Annotated in this window: 14 protein-coding genes and 1 pseudogene; 3 read left to right on the forward strand and 12 right to left on the reverse strand. The window is 56.7% G+C overall.

What is annotated here, in order from left to right:
• Positions 1 to 112 precede the first annotated feature (112 nt).
• Entirely contained in the window at positions 113 to 1,456 is a 1,344-nt protein-coding gene (gene uxaC / locus GS612_RS04300; RefSeq protein WP_171639946.1) for a glucuronate isomerase, read from the forward strand.
• Positions 1,457 to 2,653 (forward strand): mannitol dehydrogenase family protein, encoded by a 1,197-nt coding sequence (locus GS612_RS04305; RefSeq protein WP_171639183.1) that lies wholly within the window; start codon positions 1,457 to 1,459, stop codon positions 2,651 to 2,653.
• On the opposite strand, the gene GS612_RS04310 is transcribed toward GS612_RS04305, so the two are convergent.
• The 10 genes and pseudogenes from GS612_RS04310 to GS612_RS04355 form a co-directional block, all read right to left on the reverse strand.
• On the reverse strand, positions 2,640 to 3,503 hold the full coding sequence (locus GS612_RS04310) for a sugar kinase (RefSeq protein ID WP_171639184.1): 864 nt from the start codon (positions 3,501 to 3,503) through the stop codon (positions 2,640 to 2,642). The genes GS612_RS04305 and GS612_RS04310 overlap by 14 nt on opposite strands.
• A complete protein-coding gene (locus GS612_RS04315) occupies positions 3,500 to 4,381 on the reverse strand; it encodes a DMT family transporter (RefSeq protein ID WP_171639185.1) in 882 nt (293 codons plus the stop codon). The genes GS612_RS04310 and GS612_RS04315 overlap by 4 nt, the downstream gene beginning before the upstream one ends.
• 3 nt (positions 4,382 to 4,384) lie before the next feature.
• Positions 4,385 to 5,308 (reverse strand): annotated as a pseudogene (locus tag GS612_RS04320) (NAD(P)-dependent oxidoreductase); the annotation flags it as partial.
• A gap of 101 nt (positions 5,309 to 5,409) precedes the next feature.
• Positions 5,410 to 6,414 (reverse strand): Gfo/Idh/MocA family protein, encoded by a 1,005-nt coding sequence (locus GS612_RS04325; RefSeq protein WP_171639187.1) that lies wholly within the window; start codon positions 6,412 to 6,414, stop codon positions 5,410 to 5,412.
• Positions 6,411 to 7,913: a UxaA family hydrolase gene (locus tag GS612_RS04330; RefSeq protein ID WP_171639188.1), complete on the reverse strand. Its 1,503-nt coding sequence runs from the start codon at positions 7,911 to 7,913 to the stop codon at positions 6,411 to 6,413. The genes GS612_RS04325 and GS612_RS04330 overlap by 4 nt, the downstream gene beginning before the upstream one ends.
• 24 nt (positions 7,914 to 7,937) lie before the next feature.
• On the reverse strand, positions 7,938 to 8,888 hold the full coding sequence (locus tag GS612_RS04335; RefSeq protein ID WP_171639189.1) for a phytanoyl-CoA dioxygenase family protein: 951 nt from the start codon (positions 8,886 to 8,888) through the stop codon (positions 7,938 to 7,940).
• 10 nt (positions 8,889 to 8,898) lie between these two features.
• A complete protein-coding gene (locus GS612_RS04340; RefSeq protein ID WP_171227998.1) occupies positions 8,899 to 10,521 on the reverse strand; it encodes a TRAP transporter large permease subunit in 1,623 nt (540 codons plus the stop codon).
• Positions 10,521 to 11,321, reverse strand: coding sequence for a TRAP transporter small permease subunit (locus tag GS612_RS04345; RefSeq protein WP_253286096.1), 801 nt, complete (start codon positions 11,319 to 11,321; stop codon positions 10,521 to 10,523). Before GS612_RS04345 ends, GS612_RS04340 begins: the two co-directional genes overlap by 1 nt.
• Positions 11,322 to 11,379: 58 nt before the next feature.
• The gene (locus GS612_RS04350; RefSeq protein ID WP_171639190.1) at positions 11,380 to 12,549 is read right to left on the reverse strand and encodes a mandelate racemase/muconate lactonizing enzyme family protein; all 1,170 of its coding nucleotides are present in this window, start codon (positions 12,547 to 12,549) and stop codon (positions 11,380 to 11,382) included.
• A gap of 79 nt (positions 12,550 to 12,628) precedes the next feature.
• Positions 12,629 to 13,642: a TRAP transporter substrate-binding protein gene (locus GS612_RS04355; RefSeq protein WP_152458529.1), complete on the reverse strand. Its 1,014-nt coding sequence runs from the start codon at positions 13,640 to 13,642 to the stop codon at positions 12,629 to 12,631.
• Positions 13,643 to 13,839: 197 nt separating this feature from the next.
• Between GS612_RS04355 and GS612_RS04360 the strand changes: the two genes are divergently transcribed.
• Positions 13,840 to 14,490: a GntR family transcriptional regulator gene (locus GS612_RS04360; RefSeq protein ID WP_171231342.1), complete on the forward strand. Its 651-nt coding sequence runs from the start codon at positions 13,840 to 13,842 to the stop codon at positions 14,488 to 14,490.
• On the opposite strand, the gene denD is transcribed toward GS612_RS04360, so the two are convergent.
• Positions 14,487 to 15,455: a D-erythronate dehydrogenase gene (gene denD, locus GS612_RS04365; RefSeq protein WP_171639191.1), complete on the reverse strand. Its 969-nt coding sequence runs from the start codon at positions 15,453 to 15,455 to the stop codon at positions 14,487 to 14,489. The two genes, GS612_RS04360 and denD, sit on opposite strands and share 4 nt — an antisense overlap.
• Positions 15,452 to 16,420 (reverse strand): NAD(P)-dependent oxidoreductase, encoded by a 969-nt coding sequence (locus tag GS612_RS04370; protein ID WP_371809285.1) that lies wholly within the window; start codon positions 16,418 to 16,420, stop codon positions 15,452 to 15,454. Before GS612_RS04370 ends, denD begins: the two co-directional genes overlap by 4 nt.
• Positions 16,421 to 16,463 lie beyond the last annotated feature (43 nt).

Here is a 16,463-nt window from a genome sequence, read left to right on the forward strand (position 1 = left end):
GATCACCCGGTCAGTCTGCGGGTTCGAACGGGAAAGATGCAACCATTAAAAACTGTGTTAACAATTTCGGGCGGCAGTATCGGAGGCAGAATTGACTGGTAATTTGAATGGGATGGCAGAAGACCTGTATCTGGGCATCAAAGACCTGCCGATCGTGTCTCCGCATGGTCACTGCGATCCGGGTTGGTTTGCAACCGATGCGCCGTTTCCCAACCCCGCAGAACTGCTGGTGGTTCCCGACCATTACGTGTTCCGTATGCTCTATTCGCAGGGCGTTCCCTTGTCAGAACTCGGCGTTGGGGAAGAGGGGCGAAAGAAGGATCCTCGCGCCGTGTTCCGCACCTTTGCCGAGCACTGGCATCTGTTTCTGGGAACGCCATCCCGGATCTGGATGAACTACGTGCTGCATGAAACGCTGGGCGTTTCTGACGAGTTGTCTTCGCGCACGGCAGACCTGATCTATGACAAGATCTCAGAAAAGCTTGCGCAACCCGAATTTCGCCCGAGGGCTTTGTTCGACAGGTTTGGGATCGAGGTTCTGGCTACCACGGATTCCGCTCTCGACGGCCTCGTGGAGCATCAGGAGATCCGTGCAAGCGGTTGGGGCGGGCGGGTTGTTCCGACGTTCCGCCCAGACGGGGTTTTGGATGGGGCGGATCCGGAGTTCGTACAGAACCTGAACAAGTTGGGTGAACTGACAGGTTGCGATCTGGGCAGCTATGATGGCTACCTCAACGCGCTGCGGATGCGGCGGGCTTATTTCATCCAGCTGGGCTGTACAGCCACCGACCACGGTATCGAACGCGTGCAGACCGAGTGGCTGGAAGATCCGGATGCGATGTACCAGCGGCTGAGACGGACGGAAGGGACCGAACAGGATGCTCGCCGGTTCTATGGGCATATGCTGATCGAAATGGCACAGATGTCTGTCGATGATGGTCTTATCATGCAGATACATGCTGGGAGCAAGCGCAACACGAACCCCGCTGTAATGCGGGACTTCGGACGGGATAAGGGGGCCGACATTCCAATAGCGATGGACTGGGTCACGGGCCTTGAGGCACTGTTGAACCGGGTCGGAAACACGGCGGAACTGCGCATCATTCTGTTTACACTGGACGAAAGCACCTATGCCCGTGAACTGGCCCCGATGGCGGGACATTGGCCGTGCCTTCGGATCGGGCCGCCTTGGTGGTTCCATGACAGCCCAGCCGGGATTGCGCGGTATTTCGATCAGGTTGTTGAAACGGCCGGATATTTCAACCTGGCCGGATTCAATGACGACACGCGAGCCTTTCTGTCCATTCCTGCACGACACGACCTTTGGCGGCGGGGAGTGGCGATTCATCTGGCCGAGCAGGTTGCGCGCGGTTGCTTCAGTCGGGACAGTGCCGAGCATCTTGCGCGGTTGCTGGCGGTTGATCTGGCGAAACAGGTTTACGGGTTGCAAAGCTAGATGGGTACAATTCTTCATTTCGGCCTTGGAAACTTTGCCCGGGCGCATTTGCTGGACTACACCGATCAAGCGGGCGGATGGGACGTTGTCGGCGTCAGCCTGCGTTCATCCTCGGTTCGGGATGGATTGGCCCGTCAGGGTTTCGAGTACGACCTGTGCGTACAGGGGCAGGGCGTCCGGCGCATCAAGGCTCTGCGGGACGTTCTGGTCGCGCCCGAGGATCGTGCAGCGGTATTAGACGCGATGGCGGATGCCGAGATTATCTCGGCGACCGTCACCGAGAAAGGTTATCATCTGGATGCCGCGGGCAAGCTGAACCTCCAGGACCCGTCGATTGCCGCCGATCTGGCAGGGCAGGGGCCCGCGACTCTGATCGGGTTTTTGGCTTTTGGCCTTGCGGAACGACGCAAACCTGTGACGGTGCTAAGCTGCGACAACCGCATGGAAAATGGCAAAACGCTCGCAACGGCAGTTGCCGATTTTGCCGAAGCAGCTGGTCTGGACGTGGATTGGGGTGCCGTTCGCTTTCCCAACGCGATGGTCGACCGGATCACCCCGGCTACCACGGACGCCGTTCGCGCAATCAGCGGCGATCCTATGGCTGTTCCGACCGAGGCGTTCTCGGAGTGGGTGATCGAAGACAGTTTCGCCGGTCCGCACCCGGATTGGCCGGGTGTGCAACTGGTCGATGATGTGGCCCCGCACGAGATGCGAAAGCTGCGCATGTTGAACGGTGCCCATTCCCTGTTGGCTTATGCAGGTTTGGATCGGGGCCTGACCTACGTTCACGAAGCGGTTCGAGACCCGGTCTTGCGCCCGCTGGTTTCCGGGTTGATGAAGGATGCGGGCGCAACGCTGCCCGCTGCGCTGCAAGCGCAGATCATGGACTATGCTGAGGCTCTGTTGCGCCGGTTTGAAAACCCCGAGCTGGCGCACCGTTTGGACCAAATAGCGATGGATGGCAGCCAAAAGCTGCCCTATCGGTTTATTCCCACACTCCGTGAAACCGGGTCTCAGGCGGTGATCGCGGGGGTGCGGGCCTGGATTTCCTATTGCACGTCCGAGACCGCCAAGGGCAGGGCGCTGAACGATCCTTGCGCGTCGGATATTGCCGCGGCGGTAAAGCAGAAAGATCCGCTAGTGCCGCTTTTGCGTCTTGTCGGCGCCGAAGACCTCGCGCCACTTATCCTGGAATGATGGCGCCGCGGAACTGAACAACGGTGGATGCCAGATTGTGTCCAGCCATCAGGGCCTCGGCCTGTGATTTCCCGGTCAGCAAGGCCGCGAGGTACCCACCGTTGAAACTGTCGCCCGCTGCTGTGGTATCCAGTACGCTCTTGGCAGGTTCATAGGTTTGTTCAATGTTCTGACCGATGGACAGAGGGCCATTCTCTCCGCGTTTCAACGCACCGATGCCGTGATGGACGGCAAAGCGTGCTGCCACCTGATCCGCGCTTTCCCCGAACAGTGCCATCTCGTCGTCGATGGATGGCAGGGCAATGTCAGCACGCCGCCAAAGCCGCTGGTTGATCTGCCGGGCGTGTTCACCGCTGTCCCAAAGACGCGGACGAAAGTTGCTATCATAGACCAACCGGACGGAAGAACCTTCGAGCCAGTCCAGAAGTGCAAGCCGAACCGTATGCGGAAGAATGGCCACAGAAATACCCGACAAGTACAGCACGTCATAACCGTTCAACGAGCCGAAATCGTGATCGGTAAAAAGCTGGCGGGCGGCCGCCTCACTGCGCCAATAGGTAAAGCTGCGTTCACCGTCCGCGGATGTCGTGATTGCGTATAATCCAGGAGAGGCGTTCGGAATGATGCGGATGCCGGATGTCCCGATGCGATGGCTGTCGATGAAGTCCGCGATGCGCCCCGAAAACGGGTCGTCACCCAGACATGTCACATACTCCACCTGCAGGTCAGGAGCTGCGCGGCGCATGTAGATGGCTGTGTTCAGCGTATCCCCCGCGACTCCTACCTGTGCGCCGGTTTCCAGCATGGACAATTCGATCATTGCTTCGCCGATGCAGGCAATTCGCGTCATTTCTTTTCTCTTTTCCAGATGATGAGACCGGCGACCATGATCAGCGCAGCTCCTGCCAACGTGAATGCATCCGGTACCGTGTCAAAGAACAGATAGCCCCAAATCGCAACATAGACTAGGAACGAATAGGTGAATGGCATCAACTGGTTGGCCGTTCCGAACCGATGCGCGTTCGTCAGCAGTTGATGCCCGCCCCAGCCAAAGACGCCAAGGCCGATCAGGACAATCAGGCTCCAGGTGTTTTCCGGCTGGACCCAGAACCAGAGGGCGAAGGGTAACAGAACCACAGTCCCGGTAAGCCCGAGGTAGAATTGCATGGTGTCCACCGCAACAACTCCGGACAGCCTGCGAGTCATGATCGAGTACAGGGCCAACGCCGTGGCGTTGTAGACGATCAGCAACATGGTTGGATGAAAGGCCGAACCAAACGGCCGCACGACAACCAACACCCCCAGAAAGCCCAGGATGATGGCCGCCCAACGCCATGGGCCCACGCTTTCTTTCAACACGAAGACGGACAGGAAGCACACGATGACCGGGCTGGAAAACATGATTGCCGATACGACGGTCAGAGGCAAAAACCGCAGGGCATAGAAATTGAAAACGGTCGCCGAGATCAGCAACAAGGCCCGGCTTATCACCTGCCAAGGGTGGTCCGTCTTGAACCGGCCAGCCTCGATCCCGCCCTTGGCGATCACGCCCACCGAGATCACGAAGTGCCCCGCATAGCGCATGAACGCCAACTGAAATGCCGGCACGCCGGCCAACGCCAACCACTTGGCCCCAAGGTCCACCAGCGAAAAGATCAGCCACGCCATCAGCATCAGCACGATGCCAAGGCGCGGCAGGTCCGCAGTGGGGTTGGCGGTGACGCCCATCGATTAGGTGTTGAAACGCTTGACGTAGTAGTCAACCATCTGGCTGACCATGTCATCCGCCTGACCGTGGTCACGCGCGTCCTTCAGCGCCGAAAGCGCACCCTGCGACATCACGCTTGAAACGCCTGCCTCGCGCGCCATTCGATCATAGTACCCAAGGTCTTTTGCAGCGTTCTTGATGGCAAAGGCCAGCTGGTTTGGATCATTCTCGACACCGTAGGCCTTGACGAAATCCATCATTCCGGAATGCAGCGGCCCTGCGGCCATTACGTCATACAGCTGCTTGCGGTCAACGCCGGTGATATCAGCCATGGCAAAGGCTTCGGCCATCGCGTTCGCAACGGTCATTCCGAAGAAGTTGTTGATCAGTTTGATGGTATGTCCCGATCCGACCGGGCCAAGGTAAAAGACGTTCTCGCCCAGGTCCTTTAGTGTCGGCTCGGCCTTGTCAAAGGCCTCCTTGTCGCCGGAAGTCATGATGTTGAGCTTGCCTTCCAGCGCGTGCGAGGGCGTCCGGCCAAGCGGAGCATCAAGATAGCTTCCGCCGGCTGCGGCAACCTCCTTGGCCAGCGCGCGCGTGCTGCCCGGAAGTGAGGTGCCAAAGTCGATGACGATCGCCCCGGGTTTCAATCCCGCGATCACTCCATCAGCGCCGCGCATACGGCCTTCGACCTGTTCAGAGGTTCCCATGCACAGCATCACGATGTCGCTGGCCTGAGCCAGTTCCCGGGCGTTTTGCGCCTCGCGAGCTCCTCGGTCAATGGCGGCGTCCAGATGTGTGCGGTCGCGGTTCCCCAGGACCGTGACCGAGTATCCCTGGTCCAACAGCCGGCTCACCATGGCTCCGCCCATGAGACCCAGGCCGATAAACCCGATTGATGGTTTGCTCATTGGTTTCCCTTTCCGTGAATGCGTCTGGTTTTCATTCTTGTGTCTGGTGTGTGCGGTTTCGCGGTTTGGATGCTAATTCGCCCGGAGGACAATCGCTGGTTCTTGAGTGGCAGGTATATTGCCGGACCGCATGTACATCAGGCCGGCGCCCGCACTCGAGCTGATCGCGCCTTAAGCCCCATTTCGATCCTTGATGTGACTTCGAGCGTCCGGGCCGCATCCTCGACGTCGATCAGTGGAGACGCGCCGTCGATCACGTCAAGAAAGTGATCCAGTTGCGCCTCCAGCGGTGCGCGTTGCTGTTCCGGTCGTGTAAGTTGGCTTTTTTGGGCCGCAGTACTCCAATCATTTCCGCGCCACAGGGTCATGGAGGGAAAACTGACAGCGCCGCTGGTTCCCGTGATCCACATCATGTCCTGGTGGGTCGTGCCGATGTTCGGATTTTCGCCGGTTCCGGCTTCAAACCCCCAGGGACTGGGCGCGGTGTCAGCAAAGCTGATGGCGCCCGTCGCGCCGTTTTCGAACGCAATCGCGACCGCGCCGCTTTCTATCCGATCCGATCCGCGGATCGACGCGCCGGGCAGTGCGACGACATCCGAGATTTCTCCGATCACAAAGCGCAGGACATCGATATCATGCACCAGGTTGATCAGGACCGGGCTGCCATCCGAAGTCCGCCAGTTCTGTTCGAAATAGCTTTCGGGCTTGCGCATGGCCCACAACAACGAGACGTTGATGACTTGTCCGATCGCACCTTTCTCGATCACTTTTTTCAGGTGCTGCAAGGTGCTGTGATACCGCCGGTGGTGCCCCACCAGACTGCGGACTTCGGCTTGACGAACGGCCGTCTTCAGGCGCAGGGCATCATCGACCGACGCGGCAACCGGCTTTTCGATCAGCATGTGCCAACCGCGGGATGCGGCCAGAATGCCATGTTCGGCATGCAGGCGGGTCGGCGTTGCAATGATGACGCCATCCACCGGGTCCCGCACCTCGTCCATACTGGCAAAACGCGGCGCGTCGATCTGGATCGAGCCGTCTGGATCGGCCAACCCGACCAACGTGCAGCCGGGATGCTCAATCACGGCGCGCACGTGGCGGATACCTATCAACCCGCCGCCGGCTACAAGGATCCGTTTCAAATCACCGCTCCGATCTGCCAGGGAACGAATTCGTAATCACCCAAGCCCTGCGCCTCGGACTTGGTTTGCTCACCCGAGGCGACTTGGAGCAGTCGTCGGTATATTTCCTGTCCTTTTTCTTCGACGCTGACACTTTTGGTCAGGATGTCGCCCGCATCAACGTCCATGTCTTCAGGCATGCGCGCTGCCAATTCCGAATTGGTGGCGATTTTTAGCGTGGGCGCCGGTTTCGATCCAAATGCAGAGCCGCGCCCCGTGGTGAAGCACACAAGGTTGCACCCGGCCGCGATCTGCCCTGTCACCGAGGCCGGGTCATATCCGGGGCTGTCCATAAAGGTGAAGCCCTTGGCGGTGATGGGTTCGGCGTACTTGAACACACCGGTCAAAGGGCTGGTTCCGCCCTTTGCCGCCGCCCCCAGCGATTTCTCAAGGATGGTCGTCAGACCCCCTTGTTTGTTGCCGGGGCTTGGGTTGTTGTCCATCGAACCGTGATTGCGGGCGGTGTAGTCCTGCCACCAATCGATCAGTCCGATCAGCCTTTCCCCGGTTGCGCGATCAAGGGCACGGCGGGTCAAAAGGTGTTCGGCTCCGTAAATCTCCGGCGTCTCCGCCAAGACACCCGTGCCGCCTTGGGCGACCAACAGATCGCAGGCGCGTCCAAGCGCCGGGTTCGCGGTCACTCCGGACCAGGCGTCCGATCCACCGCATTGTAGCGCAACCATCAATTCGGACGCAGGGGCTTCGCTGCGCCGCGCCTCATTGGCAATGGGAAGCATCTGATTAATCTTGGTGATGCCCATTTCCACGGTCCGGCGCAGTCCGGCGATGTTCTGGATGTTCATCGTCTGGAAAGTGGGGTTCTGCTTCAGCCCATACGCGTCCAGCAGCCAGTCGATCTGGTTCATCTCGCAGCCCAGACCGACCATCAGAACGGCAGCGTGATTGGGATGTTTGGCAAACCCCCACATGACCCGTTGAAGAGCTTCGAAACCGTCGCCTGAATCGGCCATTCCGCAGCCTGTTCCGTGGACAAAAGCCACCACGCCGTCGACATTTGGATACTCGGCCAGCTTGTCCGGCGTGAAGTGATTGGCGATCATGCGAGCCGCCGTCGCCGAACAGTTCACGGTGGTCAGAACCGCAATGTAATTGCGCGTACCGACCCGACCGTTGTCCCGGTGGTAGCCCATGAACGTATCGACCGAAGCGGCGGGTCTCATAGGCCTGTGATCCGTCGCAAACTCATAGTCCACGCTGGTGTTGCGGAACTCGACATTGTGGGTATGCACATGATCGCCGGGGTGGATCATTTGGGTCGCGTAACCAATGATCTGGGCATATTTTCTCACCGGATCGCCCGGTACAATCATCTGCGTGGCGACCTTGTGGCCCGAGGGGATGCGCGCATTGGTCGTGACATCCTCGACCAAACTGCCGGCCTCCAGAGGCCGAGTTGCAACCACCACGCTATCCGTTCGATCTAAACGTACAAAAATCATAATCAGCTTTCCTGGTAGCCGGATCTAAGCGCAAAAGGGCGAGTCCGATGTCCACCGGTGAATATCTATGTGCGGTTGCCCGGACAGCCTTGCCCGCGCCGCCTCCCAATTTGACTTGCAGACACGCCAATCCCGCAGCTCGGTTTCGGGGCGCGATCTGGACCTCGCGATGAAGCTTGGGAAATGGTCTCGACCGGTGGGTTGGTCTGCTGCACTGAAGCGGATGTCGAACGACCAGCGGAACCGATCCGTTTCATTGACCAGTGACGCATGTGGTGTCAGAGGGTGAAACAGGATGATCCCGCCCGCCTTGACAGGCAGGGGCAGGGCGCGGTCTTCGTCAATGAACCCGCCGGCAATGCCTGTCTGCGTCCGCGCACAATGCGGCAGGATGGATTGGTCCTGTGCCTTTGGCAGCACTTGCAGGCAGCCGTTTTCGACCGTTGCATCGTTGACGGCGATCCAAACCGTGACCATGTCGGTCTGGTCCGCATCCTCCAACGCAACTGCCCGGTCCTGATGCCAGTCCGTTGCGGTGATATGCGCCCGCACCTCGTCCTTGGACAGCTTGAGGGCAGGGGGCTTCAGCCGAACGTGCTGGATCGGATTGCTGACCAACTCTGGCCCGATCAACTGCTCAACGATGTCCAGCATGGGTTGGGCCGTCAGCAAGTCGAACACGGCGGGCCCAATATGGAAAGGTGTGTCAGCCATGATCCGGTCGCCGGGCAATGAGATGTCCAATGGCTGAAAATAGTCGCAACCGGCCTGATAGGCGGACAGGAGTTTGTCCCAGAAGGACATCCCGGACGGTTCGTCCTTGACCAGCCCTTTGTCGTACCAACCGTCATATAGCCGGTTCAGGACATCCGAGTATTCGGACTGCACCCGATCCAGGACATTGCCGGGAATTACATCCTCGACCACGAGGTATCCATCGGTCTGGAACTTGCCAATCTGATCTTGTGTCAGCATGTGTGCAACCTCACAAAAGCAGCGCGATGATGCCCGGCCAGATCAGAAGAACGGAAAGTGCCAGCAACTGGATCCCGATGAATGGCAGGAAGCCGCGGAAGATATCCGTCAGGCTGATATGCGGCGGAGCCACAGATTTCAGATAGAACGCAGCCGGGCCGAACGGGGGGGACAGGAAGCTGACCTGCATGTTCATACAGAACACGACGCCAAACCAGATCGCGACATGACTCGGTTGCAACTCGCCAATGAGACCGATTTCCTCGATAGGAAGGCGCAGGACGATCGGCAGAAAGACCGGAATGATTAACAGCACGATGCCGACCCAATCCATGAACGCGCCCATGAACAGTAGGATCAGCATCATTACCAGAATGACCAGCATGGTCGGCAGGTCTTGCCCGACGATCAGGTCGGCCACGTATTGAGGTCCGCCGGCAATGGTGTAGGCACCCGCCAGCGCGGCGGCCCCGATGGTGACCCATATGATGGTGCCTGTGGATTTGAGCGTCCGCATCAAGCTGTCCCAAACCAGCTCGAATGATCCTTCGCCCCGCAGAATGGCGATGATCAGAACAGCGAAGGCACCCATGCCTGCAGCCTCGGTGATGCCCGTGATCCCGCCATAGATCGAGCCGAGCACGACGCCGATGACGACCAGCGGCGCGACGAGACCTTTGCCCATTTCCCAGCCGATTTTTGCGCGCTGTCTCCCAAAGACAAAGAAGATCAGCAGAAGGGCGATGATCGTGATGCCGGCAAACCAGGGCAGGTAGTCAGCCGTACCCAGCCGTGCGGGCTCGCCCTGGCTGGCAGCGTTCGAGCCGGAAAGCTCGAAAAACGCAGCCCGGATAAACAGAACGGTAGAAAATCCGGCGACGACGATGCTCATGAAGGCCGCAAACAGTTTGCGCTTTTCAGCCGGTTCGGGGTCGCTCGGGTCCGGTTCCGGCAGCGGCGCGTGGTGAGGATTCAGCCGCGTGCGAATGATGATGTACAGGATGATCATCGAGGCCAGCATGAAGCCGGGAATGAAAGACGCGGTGAACAGCGACTTGATCGAGGTTTCGGTGATCAGCCCATAGATGATCAGAACGATCGAGGGCGGGATCATGGTACCCAGCGACCCCGAGGCGCAGATGACGCCGATTGCGAGGTTCTGATCATAGCCGAGGCGCAGCATCTGGGGCAGGGCGATCAGGCCCAGCAGGACAACCTCACCGCCGATGATGCCGGACATGGCCGCCATGATCACTGCCATGATCGAAGTCACGATCGCGATACCGCCCCTTGTTCTGGACAGCCAGACATTCAGCGACGAATACATGTCGCGCGCGATCCCGGACCGCTCTAGCAGCGACGCCATGAAGATAAACAATGGCACGGATATAAGCACGTAGTCCGTTAAGAGCCCGTATATTTTTTGCGCCAGGATGTAGAGCGGCCCAGTGCCTGGCCGCCCGGTGAGAATCCCGTCGCCGAATGAAAACGGGTTCAAAAGGAGTGTCGGTTCGAACTTCAGGACAAGAACCAGAACCGCAAGCGAAGCCGAGGCTAGACCCAGGGGCATCCCGATCGCCAGGAGAATGATCAGGGCGACCATCAGGATGAGTGAGATTGTTCCAATATCCATCAGTCTTGTCCCACCGCCCGTTTGATCATTTCAATTTCGTCCTCGTCCGGTTCATCTGTGTGGATTTCCGGTTCTTTGTTCCAATCCGCGACCAAGTTCAAAATTGCCTGCATTGCGACGAGCGTAATCACGATCAGTACCATCGGCTGCAACGTCGCCGGGATCGGAGGATTGAAGGCGGAGCCGTAAAGCTCCCATTTATAGAGCTTGTTGACGAACACCTGTTTGTAACTGCCGTAGACCAGAAAGAAGGCAAACAGGACGATCAGTATTGTTGAAACCGTGTCAAAAACGCGCTGAAGCCAACGTGGAACTGCGTCGTAAAGCAGGAATATTCGTATGTGACTGCGTTGCTGCATGGCATAGTAGCCAGACATCAAAAACACAAAGCTGGCGAACCACAGTGTCATTTCGTTGGCCCACTCGGTCGGCTTCTCAAGGATATAGCGCATGAAGACTTCGTAGAGCATGACGACAGTCATGATTGCGATCATCATCATCGTAACTCGGCCGATGAACAGGGCGAAACGATCCATAACCGTCGAGCCTTCGAACTCCATCGTCGCCGGGCGCACGGTCTTTGTACCAATCACTGCAAGAAACGGCAGAAGGACGAGCGCAGCCACGTCGATGATGTCGACAAACCCCCCGAACACACCAGGCAACTCGGGCGTGACGTCGCTGCGTAGATATATTTCCGTTACCTGACTTTTGAGGGATTCAGAGGTGTAAGGCAGCCAATCCAACAGGAATGCTGGAAGATGCCAAACAAGCCAACTGGCAGTCGCGACGAAGGCCAACGGTATGAGCCATTCAATTGGTCCGCCTGAATTCTTGTGCATCGCGTAACCCTCGTCCCTATCCTTCGATCCTGTAGTGATCGATAAAGTCTCGATCCGGCTCGACACCCAGTCCGGGGCCAGTCGGGATCATGACACGGCCGTTATTGGCCTTGACCTGATTTTGAATTTCCAACGGTACGGTCAGCAGATCGTCCCGAAACTTGTTGTCCGTTGTGTCGAACTCAAGCATCGGCTCCCATGGATGCAAACCGCCTGGAATTGATGGCATGGCCGCCAGTAGGTGCAGATTAGTTGCGACGGCGATGGCGCTGCCCCAGACGTGATTAACGACCGGAGTGAAATGTGCGTGGCATAGGGCCAGTACCCTGAGATACTCTGAAACACCGCCCAAAGCGCATACTTCTGGCTGCGCTATATCAATGCCGCGATTTTCAAGAAGACTGCGCCAGGCCCAGCGATTGAATACCGCCTCTCCGCCCGAGATGCTGACTTTAAGCGAGGTGCGCAGTTCGCGGTACCCGTCAATGTCTTCTGGCGCGACCGGTTCTTCGAACCAATATGCGTCCAGCTCTTCCAGCGCCCGACCGACAAAAAACGCGTCCGAAGTCGTATAGGCATGGTTCGCATCGACCATAAAAGGAAAGTCGTCACCAACTCCGCGTCGAACTGCTTCGCACAGCTTCACATCAGGCTTCGGGCCAAAGCCCGTTTTCATTTTGGTGGCGGTAAATCCCATTGCCTTGATCTTTGCGGCTTCATCCTCAAAACGGCTGGCCAGATGAGAAATCGGTTCATCCCGGAGCATCATGCCGTAGCCGTAGCAAGGAACGCTTGTGCGATGCGCGCCCCCGACAAGTTTATGGAGGGGGAGGCCAGAGATTTTTCCGGTGATGTCCCAAAGTGCGATGTCCACCCCGGACAAAGCCTGTATTGGCATTCCGCCTTGGCCATGGTCTCGCAAAAGGTTGTACACCTTGTGCCAGATCACGTCTTTGTCCAAGGGGTCCAAGCCGAGGACCATTGGTTGGATGACCTTTTCGACGATGGACTTGTTGGCTATGGCTACGTTTCCGGGACCAAAGCACTCGCCCCAACCGGTTACCCCTTCATCTGTCTGAATCTCGACCAGATGGGTTGTGCGCCTGTCATAATACTGTTGCGAGTAGCCCAGAACTTCCGGCATGTCGTACTGCAGTACATGACTTATAATTCTGGTAATTTTCATGAAGTTCTGAATCCTGGCGCAGATGCGGAGAGGCCGCTGATGCGGCCTTTCCGAGTGTCCTAATTCGGTCGAAGCCTGATTACTGCATTGCGCCCAGGTCACGCAGGAAGTTGATGTGGCTTTCCAAAAGCGCCTGTGCCTCAGGAGTCGTTGCGAATTCAGTCCAACCAACCTGAACGGCCGCGCGATACGCTGCCAGGTCTTCAGGCGACCATTCGTACAACTGAACACCTTTTGCCTTCAGGTCTTTTGCAGTCTGAGCGTTCTGCACTTCATTGATTGTCGCATTGTGCAATGCCAGGCTATCCATTGCGACTTCCATGATCTTCTTGTGGTGCGCAGGCATCGCTTCCCAGACGTCTTTGCGACAGGCCAGATGATCTGCGGGCATCGAGTGGAAACCGGGATAGTTTGTATGACCTGCGATCTCGTACAGACCGAGGCCCACGTTGTTAGTCAGGTTCGCAGCATCCGCACCATCAATGATGCCGGTTTCCAAAGCCGTAAAGATTTCGTTGAAGTCCATCACGATCGGAGAAGCCCCAAGTTCCGCGAACACTTTGGTTGCAAGGCCCGGAGGCGAGCGGAATTTCCAATCCTTGAAGTCTTCCACTTTTGCAATCGGCTTAGTCGAAGAAAGCGACTCCGGCCCGGGAATCCACCATCCGATGAACTCCATGTCGTAGCCGTTGTATAGATCGTTTACAGCTTCTCTTCCGCCGCCATGAAGAAGCCAAGCCATTTGCTGGTATGGGTTCTGATATCCGCCGAGCAGGTCACCCGCAAACTGGAAGGCCGGGTTTTTCCCGGTCTGATAGCCGCCGCCCGTCATGTCGCAATCCAGAATTCCCGTAGCTGCGGCATCGAAGGTTTCAACCGATTTGACCACCGAAGAGGAATAGAACATTTCAACTTCGATTTCGCCGTTCGACATTTCCTGAATGTCTTCAACGAATTTTGCAGCCATCTGGCCAGACAGAGTTTCGGGCGAAAAATGGGTTTGAATTCTAAGCTTCGTTGTTTCAGCCATTGCGAAACCGGCTGCCATTGTCGTGGCTACGGCCGCCACGGCCGCTGTCTTGACTATTTTCATATTGTCCTCCCAGACGTTGTGCGTTGCGGGTGTGGAAGATCTTGCCGCCTCCTTTGCTGTCACGCAGGTAAACGTTAAGCCGACGAATCGAATGCAACAAGAAAAAATTGAAATTTCTAAAAATTTCGAGATTCTTGCGATAATTCGAAAATAAGGTTAGGACGCTACTTGGACATAACTTTAAGGTGCATGCCGGGATGAACGAAGAAATAGATATTTATCAAGACCTTAAGATGCGCCTGATCTCTAATGGATTCGAGCATGGAGCCAAGGTGCGGGCCGAAGAACTACGTAAAGTGTATGGCTGTTCCGCAAGTGCGGTTCGTGAAGTCCTTTTTCGTTTGGCCGCTGTTGGTTTGGTGGACTTTCAGGAACAAAAAGGTTTCCGCGTACCAAAGCGTTCACCGCAGAAGCTTATCGAATTGACGCATGTCCGTGTTCTGTTGGAGGCCGAAGGCACCGCAATGTCGATCCGAAATGGCGGGGTGGATTGGGAAGCAAGATTGACGGCTGCACATCACAAACTCAGCCATATCGAAAAACGCATTCACGCCACGGACGACCCAAGCGACCTTGTCGAGATCTGGTTTGCCTCGGAGAAGGAGTTTCACCAGACGCTTATTTCTGCCTGTGGCTCGGAAACCTTAAAACAATTGCATAGCCGGATTTACGCGCAATTCAGACAGCAGTTGATGGTGGCAGACCGGAACTTTGAGTTCATTTCTCAGAACATAAGGCATCATGCAGATATACTTGAAGCGGCATTGTCGGGGGATGAGCAGTTAACACGGGAGAAAATCCACAATCATCTGAAACGCCATCTAACCGGAAAGACGATGGGCGACTAAGGCCGAAAATCGTCTTCCAAATAGACCTGAATGATATCATCAAAACTTGATTCCGCCTCAAACCCCAGCTTCAGAGCGCGATCTGTTTGAAAGTCGCGCGGCCAATTCTTGACAATTCCTTCAATTGCCTTGTCTGGTTTTCGCCTGATTAGGCCAACTGCGTCTTGACCGGCGACATTGCGCAGAGCTTCGATTTGTTCGGCGACGGTGCAACTGACACCTGGCATGTTCAAGGCGCGTCGGTCATTCAAAAGCTGCGTGTCCAATGTTGCGGCGTGGGTCAAAAAAGTCGCAGCGGCGCGGGGGCTAGCGTGCCAGTGTCGAACAGTTTCGGCAACTGGCAAGACAGCCTCATCCCCATTCAATGGCTCGCGGATTATACCTGAAAAGAAGGACGAAGCGGCAGCGTTGGCCTTGCACGGGCGCACACACAATGTGGGTAAGCGCAAGGAAATACCGTCGATGTATCCTTTCCTGCTGAAATCCGTGATCATCAGTTCAGACGCCGCTTTCTGCACTCCGTAACTGGTCAAAGGTGCCGAAAGGAACTCATCGGTTATCTTTTCAGGGAACGGTGACCCGAACACCGCTATGGATGAGGCGAAAACCAGGCGAGGAGTGTATTCCCTTCCTGATGCCTCGTGTTCATCCTTAAGTGCGTTCAGCAGTGCCCACGTCGCCATAAGGTTTACATCCCAGCCCAACGCAAAGTCTGTCTCGGCTTGGCCAGAAACGATCGCTGCAAGATGGAAAATGACATCCGGTCGCTGCGCAGCAAAAGACTTAGCCATGCCTGACGCGGTCAAGTCCCCTACAATTTGATTACTAGCCGCACTATCGGGTGGGAACGAGAGATCGAACAGTGAAACTTGGGCATCCGCTCCAAAAGTTTCATGGGTCGAAATGCGATGGGCCAGTTTCTGACCCAGCATTCCTCCACCGCCTATGACAAGGATCCGCGTCATAACAATCCGTTCCGTTTTTTGAGTTCCAGATACAAAGCTGAATGATCCAGTTCGGCCCCATCCATTTCGTCTATCAGATATTCGAAACGGTCGCGCACAGATTGGGTGCTAGGTAGCTCAACGCCAAGGCTTCGCGCTTCCTCCAGCGTGTTGTCCAAATCCTTCAACTGAAACTTGGACAAACCTCCGGGTACAAAATTTCCGTCAGACATGCGTTCGCCATGTTGTTGCAAGATAATGCTATCAGCAAATCCCCCCTTCAGTGCGGTCCTCAACGCGGCAGGGTGTGCCCCGCCTCGCTGCGCCAGTAAAGTCGCTTCGGCGACAGCCGATATAGTCACAGCGACAATCGTCTGATTGGCCAATTTGCACAATTGACCAGAACCACTTGGGCCTACATGCACAGGGCGGCCCATTGCTGACAGAACCGGTCGCACGCGCTCCATAACGTCCTGATCACCACCGACCATGATCGCAAGCGTGGCAGCTTCGGCACCTTTGGTGCCGCCGGAAACCGGGGCATCCAGATGCTGCAACCCCATCGAAGACAATTGCGCGGATTGTTCTCGGGCGTGTTCGGGTTTGGCGCTGGACATATCAATCCAGATCATTCCGGGTTTGAGTTGTTTGCGGAAAGCCTCGTCAGAAAGTAGCGCGCCGGTCGCGTATCCGTCCGACAGCATCGTTACAATTACGTCTGCACCCGAAACCGCCAGCGGGGCAGTTTCCGCCAATGTCGCGCCTTCCGCCGTCAACGGTTTTGCCTTATCCAAGCTGCGGTTCCATACAGTTAGCGGAATTTCGGCGCGCAAAATATTCCTCGCCATAGGAGCGCCCATCAAGCCGGTTCCCAATAGAGCTACTTTGAACTGCTTGCTCATAATCCTCTGTCCTTCCGAAGGTGCGCCACGCATGGTTATGGCCAAACCAAAATCTCTGTCATACGCTAACGGCTCTGGGCCCACATGCCAGAAGTCGTTGCAAATCCACCAAGGTTTCTTTGCTTCT

Source organism: Ruegeria sp. HKCCD6157, from assembly GCF_013110685.1.
In the GTDB taxonomy this organism is placed as follows: domain Bacteria; phylum Pseudomonadota; class Alphaproteobacteria; order Rhodobacterales; family Rhodobacteraceae; genus Ruegeria.